We start from the raw sequence: 25,986 nt of genomic DNA, 5'->3' as shown, positions 1-25,986 counted from the left end.
GTCAGGAGCTCGTGAGGATGACGAGTTGCTGGGTCGCTCGGGTCATCGCGACATAGCGGTCGACCGCTCCTTCGATGCCTTCGCCGAACGCCTCCGGGTCGATGAGGACGACCAGGTCGAACTCGAGCCCCTTCGACAGCTCCGGCGTCAGCGACCGGACGCGGGACGTCGACCGGAATGTGGGATCGCCGATGACGCAGGCGATCCCGTCGGCATGCGCGGCGAGCCAGGTGTCGAGGATCGAGCTCAGATCCGAAGCGGGTCCGTGGACGACGGGGACGGCGCTGCTGCGGATGGAGGTCGGCACGTTGGCGTCCGGGAGCACGGCCCGGATGACCGGCTCGGCTTCCGCCATGATTTCTTCCGGCGTCCGGTAGTTGACGCTCAGGGAGGCCAGGGTGATCCGGTCGAGCCCGATCCGCTCGAGCCGTTCCTGCCACGATTCGGTGAACCCGTGCCTGGCCTGGGCACGGTCCCCGACGATGGTGAAGCTCCGAGACGGGCAGCGCAGCAGCAGCATCTGCCACTCCGCGTCGGTGAGCTCCTGAGCCTCGTCCACGACGATGTGCGCGAACGGGCCGGCGAGCCGGTCCGGGTCGGTGCTGGGCAGTGCGCTCTCGTCGACCAGGGCGTCCTTGATGTCCTGTCCGCGCAGCATCGTCACCACCCCTTCACCGTCGTCATCGGCATCGAGCAGGTTGTCGACGACCTGCGCCATGCGCTCGCGTTCGGCGGCGACGGAGGCGTCATGGCGGCGCTTGCGACGTGACGCCTCCGGGTCGCCGAGCCGCTGCCGCGCCGCGTCCAGGAGCGGCAGGTCGGACACCGTCCAGGCCTGAGCGTCCTCGCGCTGCAGCTGCCTAACCTCATCTGGGCTGAGCCAGGGAGCGCACATCCGCAGGTAGGCGGGTACCGACCACAGGTCCCCGACGAGGTCAGCCGCTTCGATCAGCGGCCACGCGCGGTTGAAGGTCGTGAGCAGCTCCCTGTTCTGCAGCAGCGACTTGCGGAGCAGGTCAGCCGAGACCTCGCCGTCGTGCTTGTCCATCAGGATCGTGAGCAGCTCCTGCCAGATCTGATCGCGCGCCTCGTTGTGCGAAGTACCGGGATCTGGTGCGTCGAACGCCTCGGCCCAGTCGTCGGCGCTCAGCCAGATGTCGGACCAGGGAGTCGTGACCGCCATCCCCTTGGTGGGCGGGTTCTCGTAGAACCTGACGGCCGGCTCGATCGCCTCCACCAGGTTCGCCGACGACTTCAGGCGGGCCACGTCCGGGTCGGGCTCGATCGCTGCCGCGGCGCCCTCGGCGACGAGGTCGCGCAGGGTGCAGGTCTGCACGCCCTCCTCTCCGAGGCTGGGCAGGACGTCGGCGACGTAGGCCAGGTAGGGCTGGTGCGGACCGACGAACAGCACGCCGCCCCGGCGGTGACCCAGGCGAGGGTCGGAGTAGAGGAGGTAGGCGGAGCGGTGCAGAGCGACGACGGTCTTGCCCGTTCCCGGACCGCCGTCGACGACGAGAGCCCCGCGAGATCCCGCGCGGATGATGGCGTCCTGGTCGGCCTGGATGGTGCCGAGCACGTCCCGCATCCGGGCCGACCGGTTGCTGCCCAGGCTGGCGATGAAGGCGGACTGGTCGTCGAGCGCGGCATGTCCGACAAGCCCGTCCGAGGTGAACACCTCGTCCCAGTAGTCGCTGATCCGGCCGCGGGTCCAGCGATACCTGCGGCGGCTTGCCAGCCCCATCGGGTTACCGTGGGTGGCTCCGAAGAACGGCTCAGCCGCGGGGGAGCGCCAGTCGAGCAGCAGCCGGCGACCCGCGCTGTCGGTGAGGCCAAGTCGTCCGATGTACACGGGCTCGGGGTTGTCCTCGCTGACCATGTGCCCGAGGCACAGGTCCAAACCGAAGCGACGCAGTGCGCGCAGGCGAGCGCTCAGCCGGTGGATCTCCATGTCCCGGTCCATCGCGGCCCGGCCTTTGCCGCCGGGCGCCTTGCGCTCGGCGTCGAGGCGGTCGGACAGGTCGGCGATCGACTGCTGGAGGCTCTCCGCGATGGCCGCGAAGTGCTGCTCATCTCCGGCGATCAGCGTCGGGTCGGCCTTGGGGGTGAGGTGGTCGGGAAGGTCAAAGGCGCTGGTAGTCAGCGGGTTCACGTAGTTAGCTCCGATCTGAGGGCGCTTGCACCATTGCGCCCAGCAAGGCGTCTGGACCGGCGTGACGAACCTGGTGGCCGTTGCCGGTTCGGGTCGCCAGGGTTTGCAGGTTCTCGTGTTCTGGGTCCTGGCTCGACGATCCCGCGCGGTTCACGCGGACACGGGCGGCCTTTCCCGGCTGACCGCGTCGAGCAGCCGCGTCGCGGCCACCGTCGCCCCGTCCGGCGGCGCGCACACCCGCGCCTCCGCGCCGAGTTCCCGCAACCGCACCGCGAGTCCCGCTATCGGTTCGACGCTCCCGCGCGACCCATGCGTCGACAACACCACACGCACTTTCGTGTCCCCCATTTCCGCAGGCTCTGGCCTCGGCCGACGATTCTGCAGCACGACCAGGGTCTTGCCGCAAGCCCCCCGCTGCGCTATACGTTGAGAGTGGAAAGGAGCGGGTGCTCCCCTTTCCCCTCATCGTCGGCAGTGGACGGGCAGCCTTCTCATGAAGCGGCGACGCGCCGCGTACGCCGGTACCGTCTGCGGTAATGCCGTGATCTTGATCGCGACGGCAGACGATCGACTCCGGACATATCCCACTGCGTGCCGAAGGCCGCTTGATCCAACGGGTTAGGTTCTTGTCAGGCGATCCACGATGGGATGACCTTGCTGGTGCCGCCCGGGGTGGTGGGCAGATCGAGCTGGTATTCGTGGGAGCGGCGGTGGGAGCGGAAGCCCAGCCGCCGGTTGACAGCGAGCATGTGGGTGTTGTCCTGGGCGTTGTCGGTCTCGATCTCGGCGATGCCGGGGTGCTCGGCACGCAACCTGCGCACCATCGCGGCCTTGACCCACAGCCCGAGCCCGTGGCCGCGGTGCGCGGGCACGACGGCGGTGTCGTACTGCAGGGCCCGGCGGGTCTCCCCGGCCCGGATGACGATCTCGGTGTACCCGGCCATCTCCCCCTTCCGGAGCGCGGCGATCGTGAGCAGCGTGTCGCCACGGTCGGCCAGCACCTTGGCCATGGCGCGGACCCGGTCGGCGGTCCAGGCCTGGCTGCCGTAGTCCATGTCGCCGGTGGGCATGTCGTTCATCGCGTTCTTGGCAGCGGCGAAGGCGTCGGCCAGGTCGTCGGACACCGTGCCGGTCCAGCCGGTCAGCTCGTAGCCGGGATGCTCGGTGTCGGCCGCGGCGTCGTCGGCCCGCGCGATGTCGAGCAGGAGGTGGTCCAGCGTCAGCACCCGCCGGAAGCCGTGCGCCGCGCAGAAGGCGTCACCAGGCCCACCGTCGGCGGCGGCGGCGGTGAGCAGACTGCGGCGCTGCTCCACCTCCGCCGCGAACACGGCCGTGGCCAGCAGCTGCGAGCCGACCCCCGAGCGCCGCCGGTCCGGGTGGACGTGCAGCTCCAGCTCGGCCAGGTGATCCTGGCCCGGTGAGGTGAACAGCCGCAGCCCGGCCACGCCGACCACCGCGCCGCCGGTCTCGGTGGCCAGCCACAACAGCCGGCGGCTGTCCAGCCCGGCAGCGGTGAGCTGGGCGTGGACCTGCTTGGGCGTGGGCCCGGGCTCGTCAGGCAGATCGCCGGCGAGCGAGGCCACGACAACCGTGTGCCAGGCGGCGGACTGCTCGGCCGACACCCGAGACACCGGGGCAATACGGATCATGCGGAACTCCTCGATTGGGATGCCTTGGGCGTGGCCCGGTGCGGGCGATCCGGCCGGAACGGCGTCATCGCTCTCCTTCAGTCGGTGTGGCGGACGAGCGGCCAGTCGATGTCGACGCGGGCCACCTTGGTGAGGTAGTTGGTGAACACATTGAGAGCCACATGGGCGATGACCTCGACGATCTGCCCGTCGGACAGACCGGCGTGCCGGGCCATTGCCAGCTGATCGTCGGAAACAGCCCCGCGCTCTCGGACCACGGCGGTGGCCAAGGCCAAGACCGCGGCAACCCAGGGGTCGCCGGCTTCGCCCCTCCTCGCGCGGGCGGCCTCGACCACAGTCAGCCCGACCACCTTGGTCCCGCGGAACGAGTGCACCGACAGGCAGTAGTCAGACTTGTTCTCCTGCGCCACCAGCAAAGCGATGCGCTCGAGCAAGTCCGCCGACAGGGCTCCCTCCGCGCCCAGAGTGCCGACGACGCCCAGATACCCCTTCAACACGGCCAGATTGTTGGCCATCACCTTGGCCAGGTTGGGGATGACCCCCAGGGCCTTGTGCGTGGCGGTGAACAGTTGTGCGGCTTCACCGGTGGCGATCTCCGGATCAACGATGGGAAGTCCCTGCATGTCGGCAATCCTGCAGGTGGGCCTTGATAGATTTCCGATGCGTTCTCGATGCAAGCGCTGGTTGCCTTTGGAGTGACGGCATGCGGTTCACGATCCTCGGCCCGGTAGGGGCCGTGGCTCCCGGTCCGCAGCCGCCCAGACTGGCACCCCGGCATCGGGCGGTGCTTGCGTATCTGTTGCTGCACGCCGGGGTTGTGATCAGTACAGATCGGCTGATTGACGCGATGTGGGGGCCACTGCCGCCAGATTCTGCCCGCGCGCAGATCCAAACCACGGTCGCTGCGATCCGACGGATGCTGCGCGCCTCGGGAGCCGACCAGATGCTGGCCACTCACCCAGCCGGCTACATGATCACCCCCGAGCCCGGCCAACTCGATCTGGACGAGTTCGCCAACCTGATCGCCAAGGCGCAGGCCACCTCCGGCGACCAGCAGGACACCGCGGACCAGATCCGTGCCGCGCTGGCGCTGTGGCGGGGAGAGCCGTTGGCCGATATCACCGCCGATTACGTCGAGAGCGCCAGAGCACGACTGAACGGGCAGCGACTGACCGCCATCGAACGCCTGGCCGACGTGGAACTGTCTCTGGGCCACCAGGACGACCTCATCGACGAACTGACCATCCACGTGGCGGCCAATCCGGTGCGGGAACGGCTATGCGGCCAGCTGATGCTCGCCCTGCACCGCGCCGGACGCCAACCTGACGCGTTGCACGTGGCAAGAACCTTCCGGGCGACCCTGGCCGAACAGCAAGGACTGGACCCTGGCCACGCGTTCATCAAGCTCGAACAGGCCATCTTGCGTGACGACCCCGACCTGCAGGCACCGGCCGCCGCGCCGATGAAGTCGCAGCGGGTGAACTTCCTGCCCTACGACGTCCCGGATTTCACCGGACGAGAAGGCGAGCTCGACAGGCTCGCCCGCTCGTGGACGAGCAACAACGGTGGAGTTGTGACGATCTCGGCGATCGACGGGATGGCCGGGGTCGGTAAAACGGCGCTCGCGGTCCATGCGGGACACCACCTCGCGGACCACTTCCCTGACGGGCAACTCTTCGTCGACCTGCAGGCGCACACCGCCGGTCAGGCGCCGCTCGAGGCCGGCGCCGCGCTCGAGGTCCTCTTGGGGCAACTCGGCGTGCCCGCAGAACGCATCCCGGCGTCGGTCGCCGATCGCGCCGCGGTGTGGCGGTCCGAACTGTCCGGCCGTCGAGTGCTGGCCGTGCTGGACAACGCCCTCAGCGCCGATCATGTACGGCCGTTGCTGCCTGGCACCTCCAGCGCCCTCATCCTGATCACCAGTCGCCGACGGCTGACCGACCTGGATGGGGCACATGCCCTGTCCATGGATGTGCTGCCTGCCGCAGACGCCGTGGAGTTGTTCACGGCGATCGTGGGCGAACGGGCGGACGCCGAACCGGTTGCGGTCCTCGACGTGCTGCAGTTGTGCGGTTTCCTGCCACTGGCCGTCCGCATCGCCGCCGCCCGCCTGCACCATCGCCCCCGCTGGACCGTCGAATACCTGGCCGACCGGCTCCGCGACCAGCGCCGCAGACTTGGCCCTCCACGGCCTGGCACTCCAAGCAAGCCGGCGACGCGGCGACACGGCGGCCGAAGCACGCACGCTCCTCGACCTCGGTGAGGTGCATTACTGGTGGCATGGCCACTACGAGCAAGCAGCCGAGCACTACCGGCACGCCCTGAACCTTTCGCGCGAAATCGGCGACCAGAGCACCGAAGCCCGCGCACTGCACAACCTTGGCACCGTCTACAAGCGGCAGCGAGAGTACGACCAGGCCCACGATCACTATCGGCAGTCCCTCGTCTTGTTCCGCGAGTTCGGCGACCGCGCAGGCGAAGCCAACAGCCTGACCAACCTCGGCATCGTCCATGAGCACCAAGGACGATACGAAGACGCTCACGACCACCATCGCCAGGCGCTGCACCTCTATCGCGAGACCGGATCTCGCATCGGGGAAACCGTCGTCCTGAACAACCTCGGGCTGGTGTCCCAACGGCAGGGCCGCTATGACCAGGCCCGCCACCATCATCGCGACGCCTTGCACCTGTGCCGCACGTTCGGCTTCCCCGGAGACGAAGCCGAGTCGCTCAACGGCCTGGCGGAAACCGCCCGATCCATGGGCGATCTCGCCCAGGCCGTAGACGACCACGACAGCGCGCTGGCCCTCGCCCGCGAGGTGAGCTACCGCCCCGAGCAGGCCCGCGCCCACGACGGCCTGGCGCGCGTCCACCGCGACCTCGGCCATATCGACCTCGCCCGCGATCACGCCCTACAGGCCCTTGACCTGTACACCGCCCTCGACGTCCCCGAGGCCGACGAGATCCGAACCTTCCTCAGCGATCTCCATCAGCCGTGACACACAGTTGAAAAGATCGTCGCCTGGAAGACTGCGGCCCGGGAGCCGAGCGATCAGCTGACGAGGAGGTCATCCGGCCCCGCTCCGGGCCTGATCGACACTTGCCGACTGCGCGGTCCACCCGAGCCATCGCCTCATGCGCGGCCGCACCCCGGTTGCCCATGACCGGATACGCTGTCAGTGGTGTCGGAGCGTACTGCGGGCTCTGGCCGGAGGAGTGCGCATGCGCCGGCGGTGCTGCTGCCGTCCAGGCGTGCCGGGGTGGTGACTGCAGAGGCTCGGCCAGTGTCGTTCAACGTGTGCCGACAAAGGACCGTGTGATGTCGCATCCTTGGCGCGGCTGGTGTTTACTCCGACCCGGCATCCTGCTGTACGGCGGGACGGTCGGTAGGAATGGCCTGCACGCCCACCATGCGGTTCAGCTGATTGTCGCCGCCGAGCCCTTCACCATGGCTGACGCCCAAGGCGAGCGGCTGACCACACAGATCGCTGTCATTCCCCCCGACACCCGCCACACGGTGCTCACCGGAGCTCGCGAGGCCCTGCTCGCTCTACTGGATCCTCGCAGTGCACCAGGCCGTTCCCTTCTCGCGCGCTTCGGTACGGGGTTCAAGGCTTCGGCTTGGTTGCCATCCGTCACGCAAGTCAGGGATCTGCCCGTCTGCGGCTCTTCAGGACATGCGGTGACCGAACCGGCGCACACGAGCCCGAGACCGGGGCGCCACAAGGGAATGCGGCCGCTCATGTTCACGGCGCCGCCGATCGGTCATGCGCGCTCAGCCGAGGCGACGACCGCGCTGCGGGTCGTCGAGGTGTGGACCGGTCACAGCGCCGCCGACAGCATTCCGCTCCACCCAGCGGTGGAGGCGGCGATCACCGTGATCCCCACGCTCCTGAGACGAGGACCGGTGCGCCTGCGTACGGTGGCGGACGCGGTCCACCTGTCGCCGAGTCGGCTGGCGCACCTGTTCAGCGCGCACGTAGGGATCCCTCTGCGGCCGTATGTACGGTGGTTACGCCTGCAGCGTGCCATTGACCTGGTAGCCGCGGGGGAGACGTTGACGGCGGCCGCTCACAGTGCCGGGTTCACCGACAGCCCGCACTTCACCCGGGTCTTCCGGGACACCTTTGGGACTGCGCCCTCCGAGCTTGCCGCCGCGATCGACTGGGTGCCCTGAATCGAAAGGCCGCCAGAGCCCCACTGCTAAGGCGTCAGCGTGGGGCATGAAGACCTCCGTGAGTGGTGAAGACAGGCATCTCCACCACATCCGGAGGTCTTCCTGTTGATCGACTACCGGCTACGGCGTCTCACCGACCCGATGGCTGAATACACCTAGCGCAGCTCGCGCTTGAGGATCTTGCCGGTCGCCGTCATCGGTAGGCTCGTGCGGAACTCGATGATCCGCGGGTACTTGTAGCCCGCCATGTTCTCCTTGCACCAGGCGACCAGCTCGTCCTCGCTCACCGTCGCGCCGGGCGTCGGGATGACATAGGCCTTGACCTCCTCGCCGTGCGAGTCGTGGGGCACGCCGACCACCGCCACCAGCGAGACCGCCGGGTGCGTCATCAGCACCTCCTCCACCTCGCGCGGATAGACGTTGAAGCCGCCCCGGATGATCATGTCCTTCGTGCGGTCGATGATGGCGAAGTAGCCGTCCTCGTCGCGGGTGGCGATGTCGCCGGTGCGGAACCAGCCGTCCCGCAGGACCTCCTCGGTGGCCTCGGGCCGTCCGTAATAGCCCTTCATGACGTTGTGCCCGCGGATGGCGATCTCGCCGGGGCCCTCGCCCTCAATGGTGTTCCAGTCGCCGTCCACCAGCCGCATCTCCACGCCCCAGATCGGGAAGCCGATGGTGCCCGGCTTGGTCGGCCGGCCGGGCTGGTTGAAGCTGGCCACCGGGGAGGTCTCCGACAGGCCGTAGCCCTCCAGGATCGGTACGCCGAAGGTGGCCTCGAAGTCCTTGAGCACCTCGACCGGGCAGGAGGCCCCGCCCGCCACCGCCACCCGCAGAGTCGAGGGCGCCTCGGCCCCGTCGGCGTGGATCTTCGACAGCAGCGCCCAGAACATCGTCGGCACCCCGGCGAACATGGTCACCTTCTCCCTGCGCATGAGCTCCAGCGCCTCGCCGGGCTCGAAGCGCGGCTGCAGCACAAGGGTGGCGCGGCGGCGCACGCTCACGTTCATGACCGCGGTCTGGCCGAAGGAGTGGAAGAGCGGGAGCACCGCGAATGAGACGTCGCCGTCGGGGTCGGCGGGGAACATCTCGTCGCTGACCATGGTGTTGGTCAGCATGTTCATGTGGGTCAGCACGGCGCCCTTGGGCTGACCGGTGGTGCCGGAGGTGTAGAGGATGGCCGCGATGTCGCCCGGGGCGGTCTGCACAGTCTCGAACTCCCCGGACATGCCGCCCAACGCCGCCCAGAACGACTCGCCGTGCTCCGACTCGGTGGCCAGCGGCGTGGCGGGCAGGACGAAGAAATGCTCGCAGCCTTCGACGGCGTCGAAGGACTCCCGCCCGCGCGCGCCCATGGGCAGCTCGGGGGAGCCCTCGAAGCAGAAGAACGCCTTGGCCTCGCTGTCGGCCAGGTGGTAGGTGATCTCGCGCGGCTGCAGCAGCACGTTGAGCGGAACCACGGTCGCCCCGGCCTTGAGGATGCCGAAGTAGACGAAGGGGAAGTAAGGCAGGTTCGGGCACAGCAGCGCGACCTTGTCGCCCCTGCCGATCCCCCGGGCCACCAGGAGGTTGGCCACCTGGTTCGCGACGGAGTCCACCATGGAGTACGGCAGGCGCAGGTCGCCGAAGACCAGGGCGGTGCGGTCTGGAGTATTGCGGGCGCTGTCTTCCAGAATGATCGACAGATTGAGCATCGCGACCCTTTCCTCAGAATGTGGGACGTGCCACACAGCTTGTCGACCCCCTACCGACTGGTGGTAGCGAAGGGTGCGAAAGCGCATGGACGGTTGACCCGCCCGGCGTACGCAGGGCCACGTCCCCTGCCTCATCCTGGAACGGAACTTCGTACGCCCCAAGGATGCCCTGAGGATCCAGGCAGGACTTGTACGAACGTGTCGACTCCATCTGCCTGACTGACCGCGGCACCGGGCTGCCGCACCCGGCGATGCAGGCTGTCTGTCGATGGCCGACCAGATCCTCGATACGCGCCTACCTTGCCGGCTTGCCCGCACCCGGCCACGATCCGCGAGTGGGCCATCCGGTACGGCGCCCGCACCCTCGACCGCGCCGGGTGAGAGGCCGTCTACGACGGCAAGGCCCTCAACCACGACCGAGGATGCCGGATTCGGTGTGTGGGGTGCCAGAATCCGTGCTCGGCAGCTGACCTGTCGCCTCTAGTCTCGGTCCTTGTGCTCTTTCGGTTCGATCTCCAGTGGTGCTGTGACGTCGCCGGTGATCTGGTGCCAATGAGTGAGGGTGTAGTCGAGCTGCCTCGCCAGACGGGGGACGGTCGCCGGGGGCAGATACGCCTCAGCGCCGGCGTCGAGCAGGCGTCGGACCGGGCCGTGGTAGTTGACTCCGAGCTCGTCGTCCTCGATTTCCGTGATGATGACACGAGCTTTCGGGAACATCGATCGCAGGCTTGCGATCAACTGCGGGCTGACCGGCGGCACCAGCAGCACATCGGCTGTCGCGGGAGCCGCGTTCATGTCGAGCACGATGTAGTCCGCGCCGAGCCGGGTGGACAGCGACACCCGAGCCGCCGCCGACAGCTCCATCGCGGTGGCAACGACTGTCACGTTGTCGTAGTCGATCGGTGGTTGTTCGTTGGCCGCGTCTGGCGTGACGGGATCGACGATGGCGCCTTGGAGCACGTCCACCGTGCTGGATATCGTCGCGATCGACTGGCCGTCCCGCGTGATGACCAGGTCCGCACCGGGCTCGAGGGTCTCGATGAGTGCCACGATGTCCTCGGGAAGGCGGGTCACGTCGATTCGCCGCGCGGCCTTCGCGGTCCGCTTGCCGGCCATCAGGCCCGGAACGAGCTCAGGGCGGCGACGTCGAGGGCTGGATGCGTGTCGTGCGCCCAGAAGGTGTTGGCCATCCCGACAGAGCCGAGGGACCGCTCGACGCCCTTGTGGGGCCGCGTGCCGCCCAAGCGCTGTCCGACTTCGGGATCGGTGAACATCTCGACGAGTTTCTCGCGGTCGCCTTCCCGCGCCTTGCGCAGCATCGGCGGATCCGACTCCGCGACAGCGGCGGACAAAGTTGGCAGCGTCGTCACAGCGTTCCATCCTCCACACCGGCCGGACCAATTGACATTCGGTTCCGGCTCTGGCGCAACAGGTGTGCCGCGGTGCCGGATGGTGGCGAGCCTACGTCGGCGTTGATCGCTATGGGCGCATGGAACGGACTGCCGCGATCCCACGTCCGCGTGGCGCCTGCCGATGATGTCATCCGCGCAGGTCATGTGGCTTGCCCGGCTCCTCGTGGCTTGTGGCTGCCTTGGCTCTCGAAGGGGGCCGATCGCGGCAGGAGCTAGCGGTACGACTTGGCGACCTTGCCGAGCAGGCGTTCGAGTGTGTCGTAGGACGGGGTGTCGACCACGTCGATGAGATCGGGCGGAACGGGCACGTCGTGATCGGCGGCCACCTTGGCGAACCGGGCGGCGTCACCTGACCGGAACCCGTGCTCGGCGGCGAGGCGCTGCAGTTCCGGATCGGTGGACAGCAGGCGCCCGACGCGATCGCCGTCCGCGTTGAGCGGCACCAGCGTGTGCTTGGACAGCACGGTCGGTGAGGGGTACATCAGCACCATCCCCGGCTTGGTTCGCCCGCGCGCGACGGCCTCCAGGAACTGGGCCTCGTAGATCCAGACCAGCGGCGTCGGGCCCATGCCGACCGAGAGGTACTCCTCGAACGGACCCTCACTGGTGTTGTCGGTGTAGCCCTGCCCGAGAAAGAGCTGGGACACCGTCGGGAGCACGTTCTCCTCGGCGGCGGTGCCCTGCACGATCGCGTGACCGTTCGCGACGTAGCTCGCAACTGCCAGGTACATGGCCGCGGAGTTCGAGCTACGTGGATCCGTCGTGGAGACCAGGATGTTCTTGCGGACCCGATAGGCGGTGTTCTTGTCCAGCTGGTCCCACTGCACTCCCCGGGCGACCAGGTCGAGGTAGCGAGCGAAGTCGAAGGTCCGTACGCCTGGCTTCTTCCCAGAGCCTGCCTTCTTCACGACCCCCGCCCTGTCCAGCAGCTTCGCGATCGGCAGGAACGTGGCGATCGCCATCGGTGAGGAGAACGGCGTGTACTTCGCGCTGACCTTGCTCTGCCGCTGGATCCTGTCGGCCGCCGGCGCGCTCGACGGGAACGCGAAGTCGTACCGTTTGAGGTCGATCGAGGTGGCGATCTGCCGTGAGCCCGCCGGGTCGACCTCGACCCTCATTCCCTCGTCGGCGAACGCCTCGATCACCTTCGGATCCTCGAAGAACGCCTTCTTCTCGGAGCCGATCACGCCGCGCACGGTAGCGAGCGGAGGCGACGTTTCCGTGGCGGCGGGCGAGGGTGCGGTCTCCTTCCTCACGAGCCCAGGCGAGGTCTCCTTGCTCGCGACCGTGGGTGGGTGCGAGTTTCCCCCGCGCGTGGTGATCACGACCGCCGCGGCGACAACCACCACGACCGCGGCCAGGAGCATGAGAAGGGGCTTGCCCTTTCCGCTCTGTAATTGTTGAATTTGAGGTGATCGGAAGATTCCTGGAAAGTGACGCCTATTTGAATGAGAGGTGTCGCCGGCCTCCGGTCGAATGTCCGCGGCGGGGCGCGGAATCGCGTGGGCCGCTCCGGCCTCCAGCTCGGTATTCGCGTCAGCGTCCCCTTCCGGCTTCGCCACCAATTCCTGGCGGACAAGGCGTTCGACCAGGATGGGGACGAAATCCCTGATGGGGTGGCCATCGAAGCGGTTATGGACCGCGCCAACAGCGCTTTCGACACGTTCTGCGGAATGGGTGTCGGTGAGGGTCTCGACCAGGCGATTGGTCATCCGACGCATGGCTGTTTCCTCGCGCACGGTATCGAGACTCAACGCTATCCCCTCGACGTCACATTGGCCGTTTCGCGGTAGATCGTTCATGCCTGCCCGCGACGGGCCAACCATAGCGGCATTTCGGCCGTGTCGATAAATTTGATTCGTATTGTTCGCTTGAACGATGTGGCCGGATGGTCGTCCGCCGGTACCCGGCGAATAGGTACCGGCACTACGCGCCGGTGCAGGGAGTGATGCACGTGGACGACGAACAGGGGCGCATCGTGTCGGGCCGGATCCGCCCTCGGGGTGGCCACGCCGGTGCCGGCGGCACACGTCAGGGGAGGGGGCGGGCTGGTCGCCGCTCCGACTGCGGAGCTGGAGCAGTTCTTCCGGCTGAATCGCGCGGGGCTCAACGCGCTCGCGGGTTAGCGGCGGCCTGCCACCCAGCTGAGGTGGGCGGTGCAAGGAGCGGGCGCCGGGGTGCAGGAAGGTGTGTCTGGCGGCGTTGTCGGCGCGGACCTGGTCGGCGGTGGCGTGATCGACCTCACCAGTTCGGGATGTCACATTCCGGACGGTGGCGGAGTCTTCCTCATAGGAGCACGAGTTTCCTGGAGGCGGAATGCGCGTGTCACGCGTGCGGCGGCAGTTGTTCGGGACCAGCCACTGGTCGTTCCTGTTCGGGGAGATCGCGATCTACTCCTTCGCGGTCCTGGCCGTGACGGGGCTGTTCCTCATGATGTTCTTCGATCCGGACATGTCACGGGTCACCTACGACGGCGGTTATGCCCCGCTGCGCGGGGTTCAGGTGAGCGCGGCCTTCGACTCGGCCATGCGCATCAGCTTCGAGGTCACGGGCGGCCTGTTCATCCGCCAAGTGCACCACTGGGCGGCACTGATCTTCGCCGGCGCCGTCATGCTGCAGCTCCTGCGCATGTTTCTCACCGGCGCGTTCCGCCGTCCCCGGCACACTCAGTGGATGATCTGGGTGACGCTGCTGGTGCTCGCCATGGCCGCGGGCGAGACCGGCAAGATCCTCCCGGACGACCTGCTGTCGGGCGGCAGCCTCTGGCTGATCGACAGCATCGTGCTGTCGATTCCGGTCGTCGGGACCTACCTCCACCAGCTGCTGTTCGGTGGAGCGTTCCCCGGCGAGGACATCGTTCCCCGGCTGTACTGGGTGCACGTGCTGGTGCTGCCGCTGCTCGTGGCGGGCCTGCTGGTCGTCCGCGCCCGGCTGGTCCGCCGGCACGGCCACACCCGCTTCCCCGGCGCGGTGGCAGGACGTCCCTCGGCCCGCACGCTGGTGGCGGGCGCGACCGTCGGGGTGCTGGTCATGTTGGGAGCGCTGTTCCAGATCACCCCCATCTGGCTGTACGGCCCGGCCAACCCGGCACAGACGGCGGCGGGAGCCGTACCGGACTGGTACATGGGCTTCATCGACGGCGCGCTCCGGCTCATGCCCGCATGGGAGGTCACCGTCTTCGGCCACACCCTCAGCCTCGTCGTCCTGGTGCCCGGCCTGGTCGTACCCGGCGCGTTCTTCACCGTGCTGGCGCTGTACCCGCTGATCGAAGAGCGCGTGACGCTGTATCGCACGCGGCGCGACCTACGGGGGCGTCCGATGACCAAGGCCCGCATGGCCCGTGCCCGCACCCGGCACGACGTCCTGGACCGTCCACGGGCCACCCCGGTCCGCACCGGCCTCGCGGCGGCCGGGGTCACGTTCTACGGATTGCTGTGGGCCTCCGCGGCCAACGACCAGATCGCTCACGTCTTCCACCTGTCACTCGAATCCGTGACCAACGCCTTCCGCGTAGCCGTCGTCCTCGGCCCGTTCGTCGCCTTCGTCATCACCCGCCGGCTCTGCCTCGGCCTGCAAGCACGCGATCGCGGCGTCGCCGGGCACGGCGTGGAAACCGGAGTCATCGTCCGGACTCCGGAGGGCGGGTATCACGAAACACACCGATTCGATGAGGCACGTGCGATCGAGTCCACGGCGAGCTGAGCGCCCGCACTTCCACGCGACCGACCACCCGGTCATGCAGTCCTTCGAGCCGGGCGAGAACTGGCGGTGGTGCTTCGTCGGCAACCTGATGGGCTGATCCGGCATCTAACCTCGCATGAACGGGGAGCCATTAAGGCTGGGGAGATACTGGCTGGCCGGAAGGCTGGGCGCTGGGGGACAGGGCATCGTCTACGAGGCCTACGACGAGGCGGCCAACCGCGTCGCGGTCAAGGTGCTGCACGCCTACCTTTCGGCGGACTCGACGTTGCGGCGGCGCTTCCTGCGGGAAGTGACCGCCGCGCAGCGCGTCGCGTCGTTCTGCACGGCCAGGATCATCGGCCACGATCTGGAGGGCGAGCGGCCCTACCTGGTCAGCGAGTTCGTCTCCGGCCCGAGCCTGCGCAGGGCCGCGCCCTTCTCCGGCGACGACCTGCACCGGCTCGCGCTCGGCGTGGCCACCGCCCTGGCCGCCATCCACCAGGCCGGGGTGGTCCACCGCGACCTGAAGCCGGAGAACGTCCTGCTGGGCCCCGACGGCCCGCGCGTCATCGACTTCGGCATCGCCAGGGCCGCCGGGCTGTCGATGACCTCGACGGGCGAGCTGACGGGCACGCCCATGTACATGGCGCCCGAGGTCTTCGACGGCGGCCGGGCCGAGCCGCCCGCCGACGTGTTCGCCTGGGGCGCGCTGGTCTGCTTCGCCGCCACCGGCCGCGACCTGTTCCACGCGCCGACCACCGTCGCGGTGATCCACCGGCTCCTCACCGACGAGCCCGACCTGTCCGCGCTGCCCCCGGCGTTGCGCGAGCCGGTGGCCGCCGCGCTGGACAAGGACCCGGCCAACCGGCCCACCTCGCACGCCCTGCTGACCACCCTGCTCAGCGGCGGCCGGCCGCTGGATCACGGCGGCGAGCAGGCTCCGATGGCCGCGGCCGCGCACGCGGCGGCGGCGATGCGGCCGCCCGAGTCACTGGCGGGACGGCCCGCGCTCGGCCAGGTCGCCGAGCACTTCTACGCCTCGCTCCCGCCGCACGAGCGCGACCTGGCCAGGCAACTCCTGCTGCGCCTGGTCGACGTGCGCGAGGGTGAGGACTCCACCCGCCAGGCCACCACGGAGGAACTGGTCGAAGGCCGCCCGGAGGCCGAACGGCTGCTGACCGAGCTGGAGCGGGCCAGCCTGGTCGAGCGTGGCGCCGGCACCGTCTCGATGGGCCGCGCCGCGCTGCTGCGCGCCTGGCCACGCCTGCACGAGTGGGTCAGCGGCGACCGCGAGGCGCTCTCACGCCACCGCAGGCTCGGCGAGGCCGCGCGCCGCTGGGCGGCGCACGGGCGCCTGCCGGAGGACCTGCTCCAAGGTACGGCCCTGCGCGAGGTCATGACCTGGGCGCCGCAGAGCCCCGAGCACCTCACGCTGAACCCCACCGAGCAGGCCTTCGTCGAGGCCAGCACCGCCCAGGCGGCCGGCCGGGCCAGGCGGCGCAGGCTGGTCGGCGGCGGAGTCTCCCTCCTGCTGGTCACCGCGTTGATCGCCGGGATCGTGGCCTGGCAGCAGACCCGCCTGAGCCAGGCCAGCGGCCGGCAGCTGGCCGACAAGCAGACCCAGGAACGCGCCAGGCTGCTGGCCTTCCAGGCCGACGCCCTGCGCGAGAGCGATCCGGCCAGGGCGATGGCGCTGAGCGTGGCCTCGTACCGGATGGCCGACGTGCCGGAGACGAGGGAGGCGGTGCTCAGCTCGCTGGCCCAGCCGGAACAGCGCATGTTCAAGGATCCGAATCTGAACAACACCGGACGTGCCCTGAGCGCCGACGGCTCGCTGCTGGTGAGCGCGGGCGAGAACGAGGTCAGGGTCTACGAGGTGCGCACCGGACGCCAGACCGCGCGGCTGACCGGCGTCGGCTTCGGTCCCTTCCGCGCGGCGCTGAGCCCGGACGGCGACACGCTCGCGCTGGCCGCCGACTCCAAGCTGCGGCTGTGGAGCCTGCGGACGGGAAAGCAGATCGCCACCGGAACCGACAAGACGTGGGGATCGGCCTTCCGCGCCGACTGCACGATGCGTTTCACGCCGGGCGGCCGCTACCTGGAGGTGGCGACCCACCGCGGCAGCCCGTTCACCGGGCTCTGGGACACCAAGGCGGGCAAGTTCCTGTACGCGGGCACCCGCGACCTGGAAGTGGGCCCGGGAGACCGCTACGTCGTGATGGCCCCGATCTACGATGGCGAGGGGAAGACGACCCTGGTGCGCGACCTGCCCGGCGGGCAGGCCAGGCCGATGCGCAAGTCCCTGCCCACCCGGGTGTCCGGGGCGTCACCGGTCGGCCGGCGCGTCCTCGTGCAGGAGGGCGACGAGGCGCGGTTCTGGAACCTGGACACGGCCCGCCCGGACCCTCTCGGCTTCGAGGGCATGGCGGCCACCGCCGACTTCTCCGCCGACGGGAAGTACATGGTCACGCTCAGCGGCCTGAGCGGCTCGGGCAGCATCATCGCCCCGCCGCCCACGGTCACGCTCTGGCGCGTCGCCGACCGCGCCATGCTGCTGCGTTTCACCGCCGTGTCGATAGCCGCCCAGCGTCCGGCGCTCAGCCCCGACGCGCGGCGACTGACCCTGCTCGACGACACCGGCCAGGCCACCGTCTACGACCTGGACCGCTTCACCGCTCCGGGACCGGGGGCGCCCGCGGGCTCGGGCAACCTGTGGCTGGCCCCCGACGGCCGCACCGCCTTCTCCGTCCTGGCGGGGCGAGTGCGCTCCTGGCAGGTGCCGGCCTTCAGGCCGTCGGGCCCGATGATCACACCGAAAATCTCGGTCGACGCCGGGCTGGCCAAGTACATGATCGCCGCCACGGTCAGCCCGGACGGCAAGACCCTGGTCACCACCGAGCCGACCTTGGGCGGCAGCCCCTACACGCTGTGGGACACAGCCACCGGGCGCAGGGTGGCGAAGATCGACATCGCGGCGACCCAGGGGGGCGAGAACCTGGTGCGCATGGTCGTCAGCCCGGACGGGCGCCGGCTGGCCATCGCCTTCTCGGTTTCCAACGACCGCTACGGCGCGGGCACCATCCTGCTCCTCGACCTCTCCCGCCGCGCGGTGACCAAGGTCTTCCACGACATCTCGGCGGGCGACATGTCGTTCAGCCCCGACGGCAGGTGGCTGACCACCGGCGACCCGGCCGGGGTGGACGTCATCGACCTGGCCGGCATGACGACGCTGCCGGTCTCGGCCGCGCCGGGGACGATGGCGCACGACTGGATGACCTACGACGGCACCGGCCGGCGGGCGGTCTCGCCGTACGGCAGCCGGGGGGTGGCCCTGTGGGACGCCACCACGTGGAAGCCGACCGGTCAGCTGTTCAAGGTGGCGGGCGATGTGCTCGGGGCGGCCTTCTCCCCCGACGGCAAGACGCTCGCGGTCGCCCACGACGACAGGGTGACGCTGTTCGACCTGGTCAGCGGCAGGCAGTTGGGCAGCCCGCGGCCGGTGTCGGCCACGATGGACAACGTGGACCTCAGCGACCAGATGCCGAAGCTGGTCTTCATGCCCAGCGGCGACCTGCGGGTGCTCGCGCACGACGGAAGGGTCAGCGACCTGCCGGTCAGCGGGGAGCGCGCCGCGCCGCTGGTGTGCGAGCGGGCGGGTGGCACGCTGTCGCGGGCCGACTGGAACACCCTGGTCGGCAAGGACGTGCCCTACTCCGATCCGTGCCCCAAGGGCTAGCGCTCCAGGATGGCCTTCTCGAAGTCGAGTTCGGCCACCATCTTGCGCAGCACCTCGTCGTCGCGCAGGTCACTCGGGGGGACGGCGCCGCGGGCGAGGACGTCAGTCACGCGATCGGGACCATCGTGGGCTGACGCCTTTTGCGGCTGGTGGCACCGGCCCGAGCGGAGATTCTAGATCCTTGGGCTTGTTGGTTCGGATTGGTTGCTTTCTGGTCTGCCATAAGCGGACTTATTGGTCACTGATCGGCTGTGCCCCTACTGTTTGGCCATGAAGACGACGTTGATCACAGGAGGAGCGAGCGGCATCGGGTTGGCGCTCGCCGAGCGGCTGGTCGCCGACGGGCAGGCGGTCGCTATCACCGGCCGCGATGAGGCCAGGCTCGCCCGGGTGCCTGGCGTGTTACGGCTGCCCGGGGACGCCACCGACTATGACGCTGTACAGGATGCCGTGGTGGCGACCGTCAAGGAGTACGGCAGGCTCGACCACGTTGTCGCCAACGCCGGTTTCTCCACTCATGGCCCGCTCACCGAGAGCTCCCCGGACCAGTTGCGCGACATGGTCCTCACCAATGTGCTCGGCCCTGCCCTGCTCGTGAAGGCCGCGTTGCCCGCGCTGCGCGAGACCCGTGGCCGGATCGTGCTGGTCGGCAGCGTCGCCGGGTTCGTCCACTCGCCAGGCAACATGTACTCGGTGACGAAGTGGGCGGTGACCGCGCTCGCCGAGAACACCCGCATGCTCGTGACCGGCGACGGCGTCGGCGTGACGCTGATCGCGCCCGGCCGCGTGGACACTTCGTTCTGGCCGGAGGGCCGCCCCGCCGGGCCGCTGCTCAGCGCGGACAACGTCGCCGACGCCATCGCCTGGGCGCTGGCCCAGCCCGAAGGCGTGGACGTCAACACGGTGGTCGTGCGCCCCACCGGGCAGCCCACCTGATGCCCGCCTCCGTGGATCCACCTTGCGTTCCTGGCCTCGGTCTCGCTCATGCCGTTCTCCACAGCGCTGCTCGGCGCGGCCCGCTGTCAGCGGAGGAGGCATCGGCCCGGCGATCGCCCCAGTCGAGCTAGGCATTATTTAATAAAAGCCATGCATTTCTTGAATGTACGTATATCCCCATATGCGAAATAAAGCCGTCGAGCCGGTGGCTATACGCACTATCGATTCGGTGTTTCATCAGCCCGGGTACCGCCCAGGGCGTCACCGATTCATATGGAGCGATCTATCATGATGAAGTTCAAGAACGTTCTCGTGACCGGAACTCTGGCAGCTTTCGCCTTCGTCGTGCCCGCGATGTCGGCAGCCCAGTTCGCCGGCGCCGAGTCCGTGAACCAGACTCCCGCCGCCACGTCCATCATCGCTGACAGCGGCAACGGCGCTGCCAACGGAGGCAGCACCGGCTCCCTACGCGTGTTGGGCTCCCGTTGATCGTTGAGAAGGCGGTGCCGGAAGTCGTCCTTCCGGCACCTCCGGCGTTCGGCCCTCCCTGCTGCGGGGTCCCACGCCGCGACAGTACTTTTCGCGGTGTGGCCACGTTTCAGGTAATTACCTATTGAAAGTGCTTTCGTCCCAGTAGACGGAATCGCGATCGAATCTGCACGTATCGCGCGAGAAGGCCTCGACCGGATCACCGACCGGTTGGGGCCTTCGGCTTGCCGGTCCTACGGCTCGTCAGCCATCCAGGTAAGCGACGCCGGCCTCTTCGATGCTTCTGAGGCTGACGGCTGTCACAGAGAGTGGCCGTAGATGAGATCGCGGCGGCGGCCGACGTGTCACCACGGACCTTCTACCGCCTTTCAGTCCTACCGCTTCGGGAATCCGATCACGATCATCTCGGTGGCGTCCGTCTTGCCCGGGACGCGGCCAGCGCTGTCCGGGAAGTTGTTGTCCTGCATGACGGCGATCCTGTTGCCCGGCAGAGGGGGCAGGGCCTCCACGGACTGCAGGGGGAACTTGAAGGGGTCGCCGAGACCGTAACCCCCGGCGGGGTCGTCCGTGCCGATGTGGGCAGGGTTGCGCAGGTTCGGCAGGTCGGCGACCTCGGTCTACGAGGTAGCCGTCAGCGTCGGTCTTGCGCCGGTCGATCAAGTAGACGCGCTTGAAGGTGGCCTTGGGCCCCTCGTCTTTTCTCCTGGGGAGCGGACCAGTGATGAGGCATTGGCGAGTCGGATCAAATCGGTCGACCATTAACTGCGGTTACGGACTTGATGGCGGCAGGCCGTAGGGGCGGCGAAATGCCGATGACATCCGCCGTCCGGTGCGGACTCGCTTGTGCGTGGGTGAACGACGACGGCGTTCACGTCCTCGCCTGGTAGCCGTCGTAGTCGTTCCAGCTGGGGTCCTGGCCTACCAGCTGTTGCCAGGTGGGCCAGGGCACCTGGGTCTTCTGGCGGACGAGTTCGCCGGCCATGCTGAAGGGCGGAGCCTTCTGGGGTTTGTCGAGTGCTTGGCCGACGATCGTGTCGTACAGGACGGCCGTGGCATGCAGGCGCGGCAGTACGGCATGGATGCGGTCGGCGTAGCCGGCCGGGAGGGTGTACGGCTCGCCAGGGCTGAGGTCGAACCCGGCGCCTGCCGTCACGAGCGCGATTTCGGGCCGCTTGCGCAGGGCGATCTCATGGCACAGGTGCAGGGCGATCGCATCCCACACGATCTCGGCTCTCTCGGATGACATCCCCTGCTCGGTGAGGAATCGGGCCGCGAGATCGGCGCCGTCAAGGTCGAAGAGCTGATCACCGTTGCCTTCGTCGCTGAGTCCGGCGTCATGCAGCACGCAACCCAGGAACAGCAGCTCGTCGTCGTATTCGAGGTCGGGTCGCAGACCTTGCTGCTCACCGATGAAGCGCGCGTACAGATAGCTGCGCATGCTGTGGTTGAAGATCGCCGGGTCCACGATGTCTCGTAAGAAGTTCGCCGCGTTCAGCGCCATGTCGGTGCGGGGAAACGGCAGATCCCGATATTCGTCCATTTCTTCACTTCCCTAGAGGATTCGGAACAGGGGGCTGACTTGCCGAGGAACGGTGGCGGATGTGCCGTAGTGCGAGCAGTCCGCCGATTGCCGGGATCGCGGCGCGCCATCGGACGCCGGATGCGGCGGCGGCCGGGCTCAGCAAGGTGGTCACGATGACCGCCAGGTAGGCCGTGCCGTGCAGGGGGCCGACCAGCGACGCGACCGCCCTGGCGTGGACGGTGAGCAGGTTGACCAGCAGGACCACCAGAGACAGGGCCTCGATGCCGGCCGCGATCCGCAATGTGCGCACCGAGATCACACTCCGTAGGTCGCGCCGGGGCGCACGATCATCAAGACGACGACGATCGCCCACAGCAGGTTGTAGACGCCGGCGAGCATGGACAGCGTCCGCGCCTGGTCGGGCCGGCCAGGCGCGGTGAGCGCGGCGCTCTGGCGCGGATAGATCTGCAGGGCCAGCAGGATGCCGGCGGCAGCGGTGAGGATCATGGCGACGGTGATCCAGATTTCACCGCTCCGGCCCTGGACGAAGGCCAGGATGATGCCGGCGGCGGGCACGATGAGGCCGAGCAGGCTGTATCCCCGGGTAATGCGGTGGAGCATGACGGCTACGGCGTGGTTCCGCCCAGCCGAGGCTCCCGGTGGCGAGTCGGCGGACACCGTGGCGGCCGCCGGCGCATAGCGGGGGAACAGGCTCGTCGCGACGGCCGAGCCTCCGACGAACACGATGCCGGCGAGGACATGAATCGACAGCAAGAGATCTTCCATGTATGCCCCTCACACCTTCAGGTTGCCTGAAGCTTAGCAGGCAACCTTCAGGCAGCCTGAAGGGGGTAGGCTCCGACGATCTTCAACAGCCAAGCCAAGGAGTCGCCCTCCATGACGATCCGAATCCTCGCTACCGCACTGCTGGCCGCCTCGACCGCGCTCCTCGTGAGCACCCCCGCCGGCGCGATCGTGGTCGACTACACCGGCAAGGACCCGTACAAGACCGGCTGCGCCCGCTCCTCCCGCGCGATCAGGACGGGCGACCTGCTCACCTACGTCAACAAGGAAGACGTCGGCGACGTCACGCTCATGTGGTCGAGCAAATGCAAGGCGGGCTGGGGCGTGATCAAGGTTTCCCCGGAGGCGACCGGCGCCATCCTGCTCGCCACCGACCTCAAGGAGAAGGGGAAGACGTCCTACCGTAGGTACACAGCGGGCAAGGGCGGACGTCACTGGGGTCCGATGCTGGCGGTGGCCTCCGGGAGATGCGTGTACGCCTGGGCCGAGGCGTCAACCGGCCCCACCGTGAAGGACTCCGGGCACGGGAAGACCGCGATGGCCTGCCGCTGAGGGCTTGCAGGGGATGAACACGCTGATTTGATCTTCGATATGGCGACGGTGGTGAGTCCACAGCGGAGTGCAGGCGCTTCTCGGTGGGTGTGATGGTGTGTCCGATCTGGTCGAGCGGTCTCCCCACCGGTTCGATCGGATGTCCAGGCAGTTACTAAGGGAGCTTGGGATCCACGGCGAAAGCGGCACGGTCGGGGTCCGGCAGCCACTGGTTTCGCGGGTCGAACGGCCGGAAATCGCTCACGATGAAGCGGATCAGCCGGGCCAGCACCGGGTGATGGTTCTGCCGGTGGCAGAGCAGCGAGCACGGGTAGACGGGCGTCGGGTCGACGAGTGGGATCTGGACAGTGCGCGGATGCCAGGGCAGCCGGCACCGCTCGCCCACGAACCCGATGCGTTCACCGGAGCCGATCTCCTCCACGAAGTAGTCCCAGCCGAAGTCCGGCCCTGAGGCGTCGATCCGGACGTCGAACGCGGCGCCCAGCGAGCGGTAGAACTCGGCCCACTCGCTTTCCGGGTGGTTGCCGGGCATCCACACGGTCGATCCGGACAGTCGTTCCATCTCGACCTCCCGCCGGTCGGCAAGGGGGTGGTCGCGGCCTACCAGCAGATGTATCGGTTCGAGGTAGGCCGGCACGTACCGGAGGTCCTCCTCCAGCATCCCGCTGACGCGGGCGAAGGCCGCGTCGACGGATCCGGAGGCGAGCGCCCCGCGTGCGGATCTGAGCCCGTTCGAGGTGATGACGTCGATGTCCACTCCCTCCACCGTCTGGTGGAAGGCCCGGATCAGATCGATGGACGCCAGCCGGGTGTCCAGCACGTCGACCCGGAGCGAGCGGTGGCGGCCGCGCAGTACTTCGACTGCCTGGTCGGCGATGCTGACGAGGGCGCGCGCGTGGTGGAGGAACGCTCTGCCGTCCTCGGTGAGGTCGGCCCCGTTGCGTGAGCGGGCGAACAACCTCGCGCCAAGGTCGGACTCCAGCTTCGCGATCCGCTTGGAGACGTCACCGCGGCCGTCCAGTTCGGCCTCTGCCTGCCGGAGCTCGTCAGGAGCGGCGCGCGCTACGACCCGCTGTGGCTGGAGGTCACCGGATTCGTCGTACTGGCCGGGGTTACGCTCGGCGCCGCCGTCTTCGTGGTGCGCGGCCGGGGCATTCCGCCCGCGGCGCGATGGGTCTCCGTGGGCCTGGTGCTCGCCGCGGTCGTCGCGGCGTCCTCCGCCGCGCCGTCGGACCGCATGCCGGACGCCGCCGACTGGTCCTTCGGCTTGGTCGGCTGGTACGGCGTGCTGCTGCTGTTCGACCTGCCGCTCGGGTACCTCGGCGCGAACCTCGCCCTGGCCGTGGTTCAGGCGGTCATGGCGGACACGCCCGGTCTTCAGTCGATGGCGTCGATGGCGCTGTCCGCGGTGTCGGTCTACGGGTTCCAGTTCGCGTTCGGCCTTGTGGTCCATGCCGTACCGCGCGTCGCCGTACGCGCGAGCGAGGCGGCGGCGGAAGAGGAGCGGATTCGTACAGAGGACGCGGTGGCCGACCACATGCACCGCGACCATCAACGGCGTTACGCCGCGCTGCTCGACACCACGGTCCCGCTGCTCGTCGGGCTCGGGTACGGCTCGCTGGACCCGTCGGACCAGGACACCCGGCGCCGGTGCGCTCACGAGGCGGCGAGGATGCGGCGCCTGTTCGCGGAGAGCGACGACGTGTCCGACCGACTGCTGCACGAGTTGCGGGAGGCGGTGGATCCCTTAAATATATGCCATGCATTTCTTGAATGTACGTATATCCCCATATGCGAAATAAAGCCGTCGAGCCGGTGGCTATACGCACTATCGATTCGGTGTTTCATCAGCCCGGGTACCGCCCAGGGCGTCACCGATTCATATGGAGCGATCTATCATGATGAAGTTCAAGAACGTTCTCGTGACCGGAACTCTGGCAGCTTTCGCCTTCATCGTGCCCGCGATGTCGGCAGCCCAGTTCGCCGGCGCCGAGTCCGTGAACCAGACTCCCGCCGCCACGTCCATCATCGCTGACAGCGGCAACGGCGCTGCCAACGGAGGCAGCACCGGCTCCCTACGCGTGTTGGGCTCCCGTTGATCGTTGAGAAGGCGGTGCCGGAAGTCGTCCTTCCGGCACCTCCGGCGTTCGGCACTCCCTGCGGCAGTGGTTCAGCGCCGCGACGGTACTTTTCGCGGTGTGGCCACGTTTCAGGTAATTATCTATTGAAAGTGCTTTCATTCCAGTAGCCGCAATCACGATCGAATCTGCACGTGTCTGATCGAGGTCAGGGTGTTCGGCTGGCTGGTGTCGCCGGGGCGCGGACACACGTCGAAGGACATTGAGGCATGCAAAGGCTCACGAGGCCGCGCACAACGTGTCACCCAGCTGGGATCGCTCGTAGAACACCTCGCGACCGCTGCGGCGCCGAGTGACCAGGCCGCTCTCTCGCAGCACCGTCAAGTGCTGGCTGACCGCGCCGGGCGCCATGGACAGCCGCCGCGCCAGGATGCTCGTCGTGCCCGCGTCGCTGAGAGTGACGAGGATCCGGGCACGGGTCCTTCCGATGAGGGCGTCGAGCGCGTCAGGGGTGGGCACGGTCCCCCGCGACCAGATCGTGCCGACGCCGGGCACGGGATAGACCAGGTTCGGCTGGTAGGGCTCCGCCATCACGGTCGTGTCGGGCCAGTGGAAGACGCTCGGGATCAGGATCATGCCGTCGCCGCTGAGCGGCCCGCTGCGCCGCCATGCGCGGGTCCGCACGCGAAGGCGACCTTCGTTCCAGGTGATGTTCGGGTGCAGGTCGTTGAACATCGCGCCCGCGCCGTCGCGTGCCAGCTGACGGGAACGGCGCAGCACCTCCGACTCGAACAAGCCGCGGATCTGCGGCCAGAACCGGTCCATCGCCGTGTCCCAGTACAGGCGCAGTTCGGCGGCCGCACGGGCGACGCCTGCGGCCGGGTCGGCGAGGAACTCCCGCACGACCGGGGTGTCGGCGCCGGGGAGCCTCCGAGCCTCGGAAACGACCTCGCCCAGATCGGCCGCGCCGACCACCTCCAGTTCGGCGGCGATGTCCGGCAGCGGGGTGGTGGGAGGGGGCGTCAGGAAGTCGGCGAAGTACGGGCCGGGCGGGACCAACGCGGACAACAGCCGCAGGTCCAGCTCGGCGAGCCGGCCGTCGGTCAACCA

General features: G+C 68.4%; 23 protein-coding genes and 1 pseudogene. 10 read left to right on the top strand and 14 right to left on the bottom strand.

The genetic code is table 11. The annotated features are described in order from the left end of the window. Window position 1 precedes the first annotated feature (1 nt). The 4 genes from helR to AB0B45_RS46310 form a co-directional block, all read right to left on the bottom strand. A complete protein-coding gene (gene helR, locus AB0B45_RS46325) occupies window positions 2-2,149 on the bottom strand; it encodes an RNA polymerase recycling motor ATPase HelR (RefSeq protein ID WP_358144577.1) in 2,148 nt (715 codons plus the stop codon). A 150-nt stretch (window positions 2,150-2,299) separates the two neighbouring features. After that, window positions 2,300-2,497 (bottom strand): hypothetical protein, encoded by a 198-nt coding sequence (locus tag AB0B45_RS46320; RefSeq protein ID WP_358144576.1) that lies wholly within the window; start codon window positions 2,495-2,497, stop codon window positions 2,300-2,302. Between the two features lie 281 nt (window positions 2,498-2,778). Then, entirely contained in the window at window positions 2,779-3,798 is a 1,020-nt protein-coding gene (locus AB0B45_RS46315) for a GNAT family N-acetyltransferase (RefSeq protein WP_358144575.1), read from the bottom strand. A 77-nt stretch (window positions 3,799-3,875) separates the two neighbouring features. Next, on the bottom strand, window positions 3,876-4,421 hold the full coding sequence (locus tag AB0B45_RS46310; RefSeq protein WP_358144574.1) for a carboxymuconolactone decarboxylase: 546 nt from the start codon (window positions 4,419-4,421) through the stop codon (window positions 3,876-3,878). 80 nt (window positions 4,422-4,501) lie between these two features. On the opposite strand from AB0B45_RS46310, the gene AB0B45_RS46305 reads away from it, so the two are divergent. The 3 genes from AB0B45_RS46305 (at window position 4,502) to AB0B45_RS46295 (ending at window position 7,975) form a co-directional block, all read left to right on the top strand. After that, the gene (locus AB0B45_RS46305) at window positions 4,502-6,061 is read left to right on the top strand and encodes a BTAD domain-containing putative transcriptional regulator (RefSeq protein WP_358144573.1); all 1,560 of its coding nucleotides are present in this window, start codon (window positions 4,502-4,504) and stop codon (window positions 6,059-6,061) included. A 1-nt stretch (window position 6,062) separates the two neighbouring features. Further along, window positions 6,063-6,797, top strand: a complete 735-nt coding sequence (locus AB0B45_RS46300) for a tetratricopeptide repeat protein (RefSeq protein ID WP_358144572.1) — start codon at window positions 6,063-6,065, stop codon at window positions 6,795-6,797. A gap of 320 nt (window positions 6,798-7,117) precedes the next feature. Beyond that, window positions 7,118-7,975: a helix-turn-helix transcriptional regulator gene (locus AB0B45_RS46295; RefSeq protein ID WP_358144571.1), complete on the top strand. Its 858-nt coding sequence runs from the start codon at window positions 7,118-7,120 to the stop codon at window positions 7,973-7,975. 155 nt (window positions 7,976-8,130) lie between these two features. Here the strand turns inward: AB0B45_RS46295 and AB0B45_RS46290 are convergent, their stop codons facing one another. The 5 genes and pseudogenes from AB0B45_RS46290 to AB0B45_RS46270 form a co-directional block, all read right to left on the bottom strand. Continuing rightward, complete coding sequence (locus tag AB0B45_RS46290) at window positions 8,131-9,666, bottom strand: long-chain fatty acid--CoA ligase (protein WP_358144570.1); 1,536 nt, start codon at window positions 9,664-9,666, stop codon at window positions 8,131-8,133. Between the two features lie 480 nt (window positions 9,667-10,146). Further along, window positions 10,147-10,782: a hypothetical protein gene (locus AB0B45_RS46285; protein ID WP_358144569.1), complete on the bottom strand. Its 636-nt coding sequence runs from the start codon at window positions 10,780-10,782 to the stop codon at window positions 10,147-10,149. Continuing rightward, window positions 10,782-10,985 carry a hypothetical protein gene (locus tag AB0B45_RS46280; protein WP_358144568.1) on the bottom strand — a complete coding sequence of 68 codons (204 nt, stop codon included), beginning with the start codon at window positions 10,983-10,985 and terminating at the stop codon, window positions 10,782-10,784. The genes AB0B45_RS46285 and AB0B45_RS46280 overlap by 1 nt, the downstream gene beginning before the upstream one ends. A gap of 305 nt (window positions 10,986-11,290) precedes the next feature. Beyond that, a complete protein-coding gene (locus AB0B45_RS46275; RefSeq protein ID WP_358144594.1) occupies window positions 11,291-12,445 on the bottom strand; it encodes a hypothetical protein in 1,155 nt (384 codons plus the stop codon). A gap of 255 nt (window positions 12,446-12,700) precedes the next feature. Then, window positions 12,701-12,790 (bottom strand): annotated as a pseudogene (locus AB0B45_RS46270) (hypothetical protein); the annotation flags it as partial. Window positions 12,791-13,394: 604 nt separating this feature from the next. Between AB0B45_RS46270 and AB0B45_RS46265 the strand changes: the two are divergent. The 5 genes from AB0B45_RS46265 (at window position 13,395) to AB0B45_RS46245 (ending at window position 19,920) form a co-directional block, all read left to right on the top strand. Next, window positions 13,395-14,780 (top strand): cytochrome b N-terminal domain-containing protein, encoded by a 1,386-nt coding sequence (locus AB0B45_RS46265; protein ID WP_358144566.1) that lies wholly within the window; start codon window positions 13,395-13,397, stop codon window positions 14,778-14,780. Continuing rightward, the gene (locus tag AB0B45_RS46260; protein WP_358144564.1) at window positions 14,755-14,877 is read left to right on the top strand and encodes a hypothetical protein; all 123 of its coding nucleotides are present in this window, start codon (window positions 14,755-14,757) and stop codon (window positions 14,875-14,877) included. The genes AB0B45_RS46265 and AB0B45_RS46260 overlap by 26 nt, the downstream gene beginning before the upstream one ends. An 18-nt stretch (window positions 14,878-14,895) precedes the next feature. After that, window positions 14,896-18,495, top strand: coding sequence for a serine/threonine-protein kinase (locus AB0B45_RS46255; protein WP_358144562.1), 3,600 nt, complete (start codon window positions 14,896-14,898; stop codon window positions 18,493-18,495). A gap of 270 nt (window positions 18,496-18,765) precedes the next feature. Next, window positions 18,766-19,431 carry an SDR family NAD(P)-dependent oxidoreductase gene (locus AB0B45_RS46250; protein WP_358144561.1) on the top strand — a complete coding sequence of 222 codons (666 nt, stop codon included), beginning with the start codon at window positions 18,766-18,768 and terminating at the stop codon, window positions 19,429-19,431. Between the two features lie 288 nt (window positions 19,432-19,719). Then, the gene (locus AB0B45_RS46245) at window positions 19,720-19,920 is read left to right on the top strand and encodes a hypothetical protein (RefSeq protein ID WP_358144559.1); all 201 of its coding nucleotides are present in this window, start codon (window positions 19,720-19,722) and stop codon (window positions 19,918-19,920) included. Window positions 19,921-20,788: 868 nt separating this feature from the next. Here AB0B45_RS46245 and AB0B45_RS46240 read toward each other — a convergent pair. The 3 genes from AB0B45_RS46240 to AB0B45_RS46230 are packed head-to-tail and all read right to left on the bottom strand — an operon-like array spanning window position 20,789 to window position 22,228. Next, window positions 20,789-21,421: an HD domain-containing protein gene (locus tag AB0B45_RS46240; protein WP_358144557.1), complete on the bottom strand. Its 633-nt coding sequence runs from the start codon at window positions 21,419-21,421 to the stop codon at window positions 20,789-20,791. A gap of 43 nt (window positions 21,422-21,464) precedes the next feature. Next, a complete protein-coding gene (locus AB0B45_RS46235; protein WP_358144555.1) occupies window positions 21,465-21,752 on the bottom strand; it encodes a DUF3817 domain-containing protein in 288 nt (95 codons plus the stop codon). Between the two features lie 5 nt (window positions 21,753-21,757). Continuing rightward, window positions 21,758-22,228, bottom strand: a complete 471-nt coding sequence (locus AB0B45_RS46230) for a hypothetical protein (RefSeq protein WP_358144553.1) — start codon at window positions 22,226-22,228, stop codon at window positions 21,758-21,760. Between the two features lie 111 nt (window positions 22,229-22,339). On the opposite strand from AB0B45_RS46230, the gene AB0B45_RS46225 reads away from it, so the two are divergent. Then, entirely contained in the window at window positions 22,340-22,798 is a 459-nt protein-coding gene (locus AB0B45_RS46225; RefSeq protein ID WP_358144551.1) for a DUF2690 domain-containing protein, read from the top strand. Window positions 22,799-22,952: 154 nt separating this feature from the next. On the opposite strand, the gene AB0B45_RS46220 is transcribed toward AB0B45_RS46225, so the two are convergent. Beyond that, window positions 22,953-23,789, bottom strand: a complete 837-nt coding sequence (locus AB0B45_RS46220) for a LysR family transcriptional regulator (RefSeq protein WP_358144590.1) — start codon at window positions 23,787-23,789, stop codon at window positions 22,953-22,955. Between the two features lie 189 nt (window positions 23,790-23,978). Here AB0B45_RS46220 and AB0B45_RS46215 point away from each other — a divergent pair, with 189 nt between their 5' ends. Then, window positions 23,979-24,833, top strand: a complete 855-nt coding sequence (locus AB0B45_RS46215) for a hypothetical protein (RefSeq protein ID WP_358144593.1) — start codon at window positions 23,979-23,981, stop codon at window positions 24,831-24,833. A gap of 322 nt (window positions 24,834-25,155) precedes the next feature. Here the strand turns inward: AB0B45_RS46215 and AB0B45_RS46210 are convergent, their stop codons facing one another. Next, complete coding sequence (locus tag AB0B45_RS46210; RefSeq protein WP_358144548.1) at window positions 25,156-25,983, bottom strand: DUF5937 family protein; 828 nt, start codon at window positions 25,981-25,983, stop codon at window positions 25,156-25,158. Window positions 25,984-25,986: the final 3 nt, after the last annotated feature.

This window comes from Nonomuraea sp. NPDC049152 (assembly GCF_040648355.1).
Classification (GTDB): domain Bacteria; phylum Actinomycetota; class Actinomycetes; order Streptosporangiales; family Streptosporangiaceae; genus Nonomuraea.
The sequence above is the reverse complement of the archived record's forward strand: the minus strand, read 5'-3'. Positions and strand labels throughout refer to the sequence as shown.

Coding starts and splice junctions, on each gene's coding strand:
- AB0B45_RS46320 (WP_358144576.1), bottom strand. CDS start 2,497: ATGGGGGACACGAAAGTGCGTGTGGTGTTGTCGACGCATGGGTCGCGC.
- AB0B45_RS46315 (WP_358144575.1), bottom strand. CDS start 3,798: ATGATCCGTATTGCCCCGGTGTCTCGGGTGTCGGCCGAGCAGTCCGCC.
- AB0B45_RS46310 (WP_358144574.1), bottom strand. CDS start 4,421: ATGCAGGGACTTCCCATCGTTGATCCGGAGATCGCCACCGGTGAAGCC.
- AB0B45_RS46305 (WP_358144573.1), top strand. CDS start 4,502: ATGCGGTTCACGATCCTCGGCCCGGTAGGGGCCGTGGCTCCCGGTCCG.
- AB0B45_RS46295 (WP_358144571.1), top strand. CDS start 7,118: ATGTCGCATCCTTGGCGCGGCTGGTGTTTACTCCGACCCGGCATCCTG.
- AB0B45_RS46290 (WP_358144570.1), bottom strand. CDS start 9,666: ATGCTCAATCTGTCGATCATTCTGGAAGACAGCGCCCGCAATACTCCA.
- AB0B45_RS46285 (WP_358144569.1), bottom strand. CDS start 10,782: ATGGCCGGCAAGCGGACCGCGAAGGCCGCGCGGCGAATCGACGTGACC.
- AB0B45_RS46280 (WP_358144568.1), bottom strand. CDS start 10,985: ATGCTGCGCAAGGCGCGGGAAGGCGACCGCGAGAAACTCGTCGAGATG.
- AB0B45_RS46275 (WP_358144594.1), bottom strand. CDS start 12,445: ATGCTCCTGGCCGCGGTCGTGGTGGTTGTCGCCGCGGCGGTCGTGATC.
- AB0B45_RS46265 (WP_358144566.1), top strand. CDS start 13,395: ATGCGCGTGTCACGCGTGCGGCGGCAGTTGTTCGGGACCAGCCACTGG.
- AB0B45_RS46255 (WP_358144562.1), top strand. CDS start 14,896: ATGAACGGGGAGCCATTAAGGCTGGGGAGATACTGGCTGGCCGGAAGG.
- AB0B45_RS46250 (WP_358144561.1), top strand. CDS start 18,766: ATGAAGACGACGTTGATCACAGGAGGAGCGAGCGGCATCGGGTTGGCG.
- AB0B45_RS46245 (WP_358144559.1), top strand. CDS start 19,720: ATGATGAAGTTCAAGAACGTTCTCGTGACCGGAACTCTGGCAGCTTTC.
- AB0B45_RS46240 (WP_358144557.1), bottom strand. CDS start 21,421: ATGGCGCTGAACGCGGCGAACTTCTTACGAGACATCGTGGACCCGGCG.
- AB0B45_RS46230 (WP_358144553.1), bottom strand. CDS start 22,228: ATGGAAGATCTCTTGCTGTCGATTCATGTCCTCGCCGGCATCGTGTTC.
- AB0B45_RS46225 (WP_358144551.1), top strand. CDS start 22,340: ATGACGATCCGAATCCTCGCTACCGCACTGCTGGCCGCCTCGACCGCG.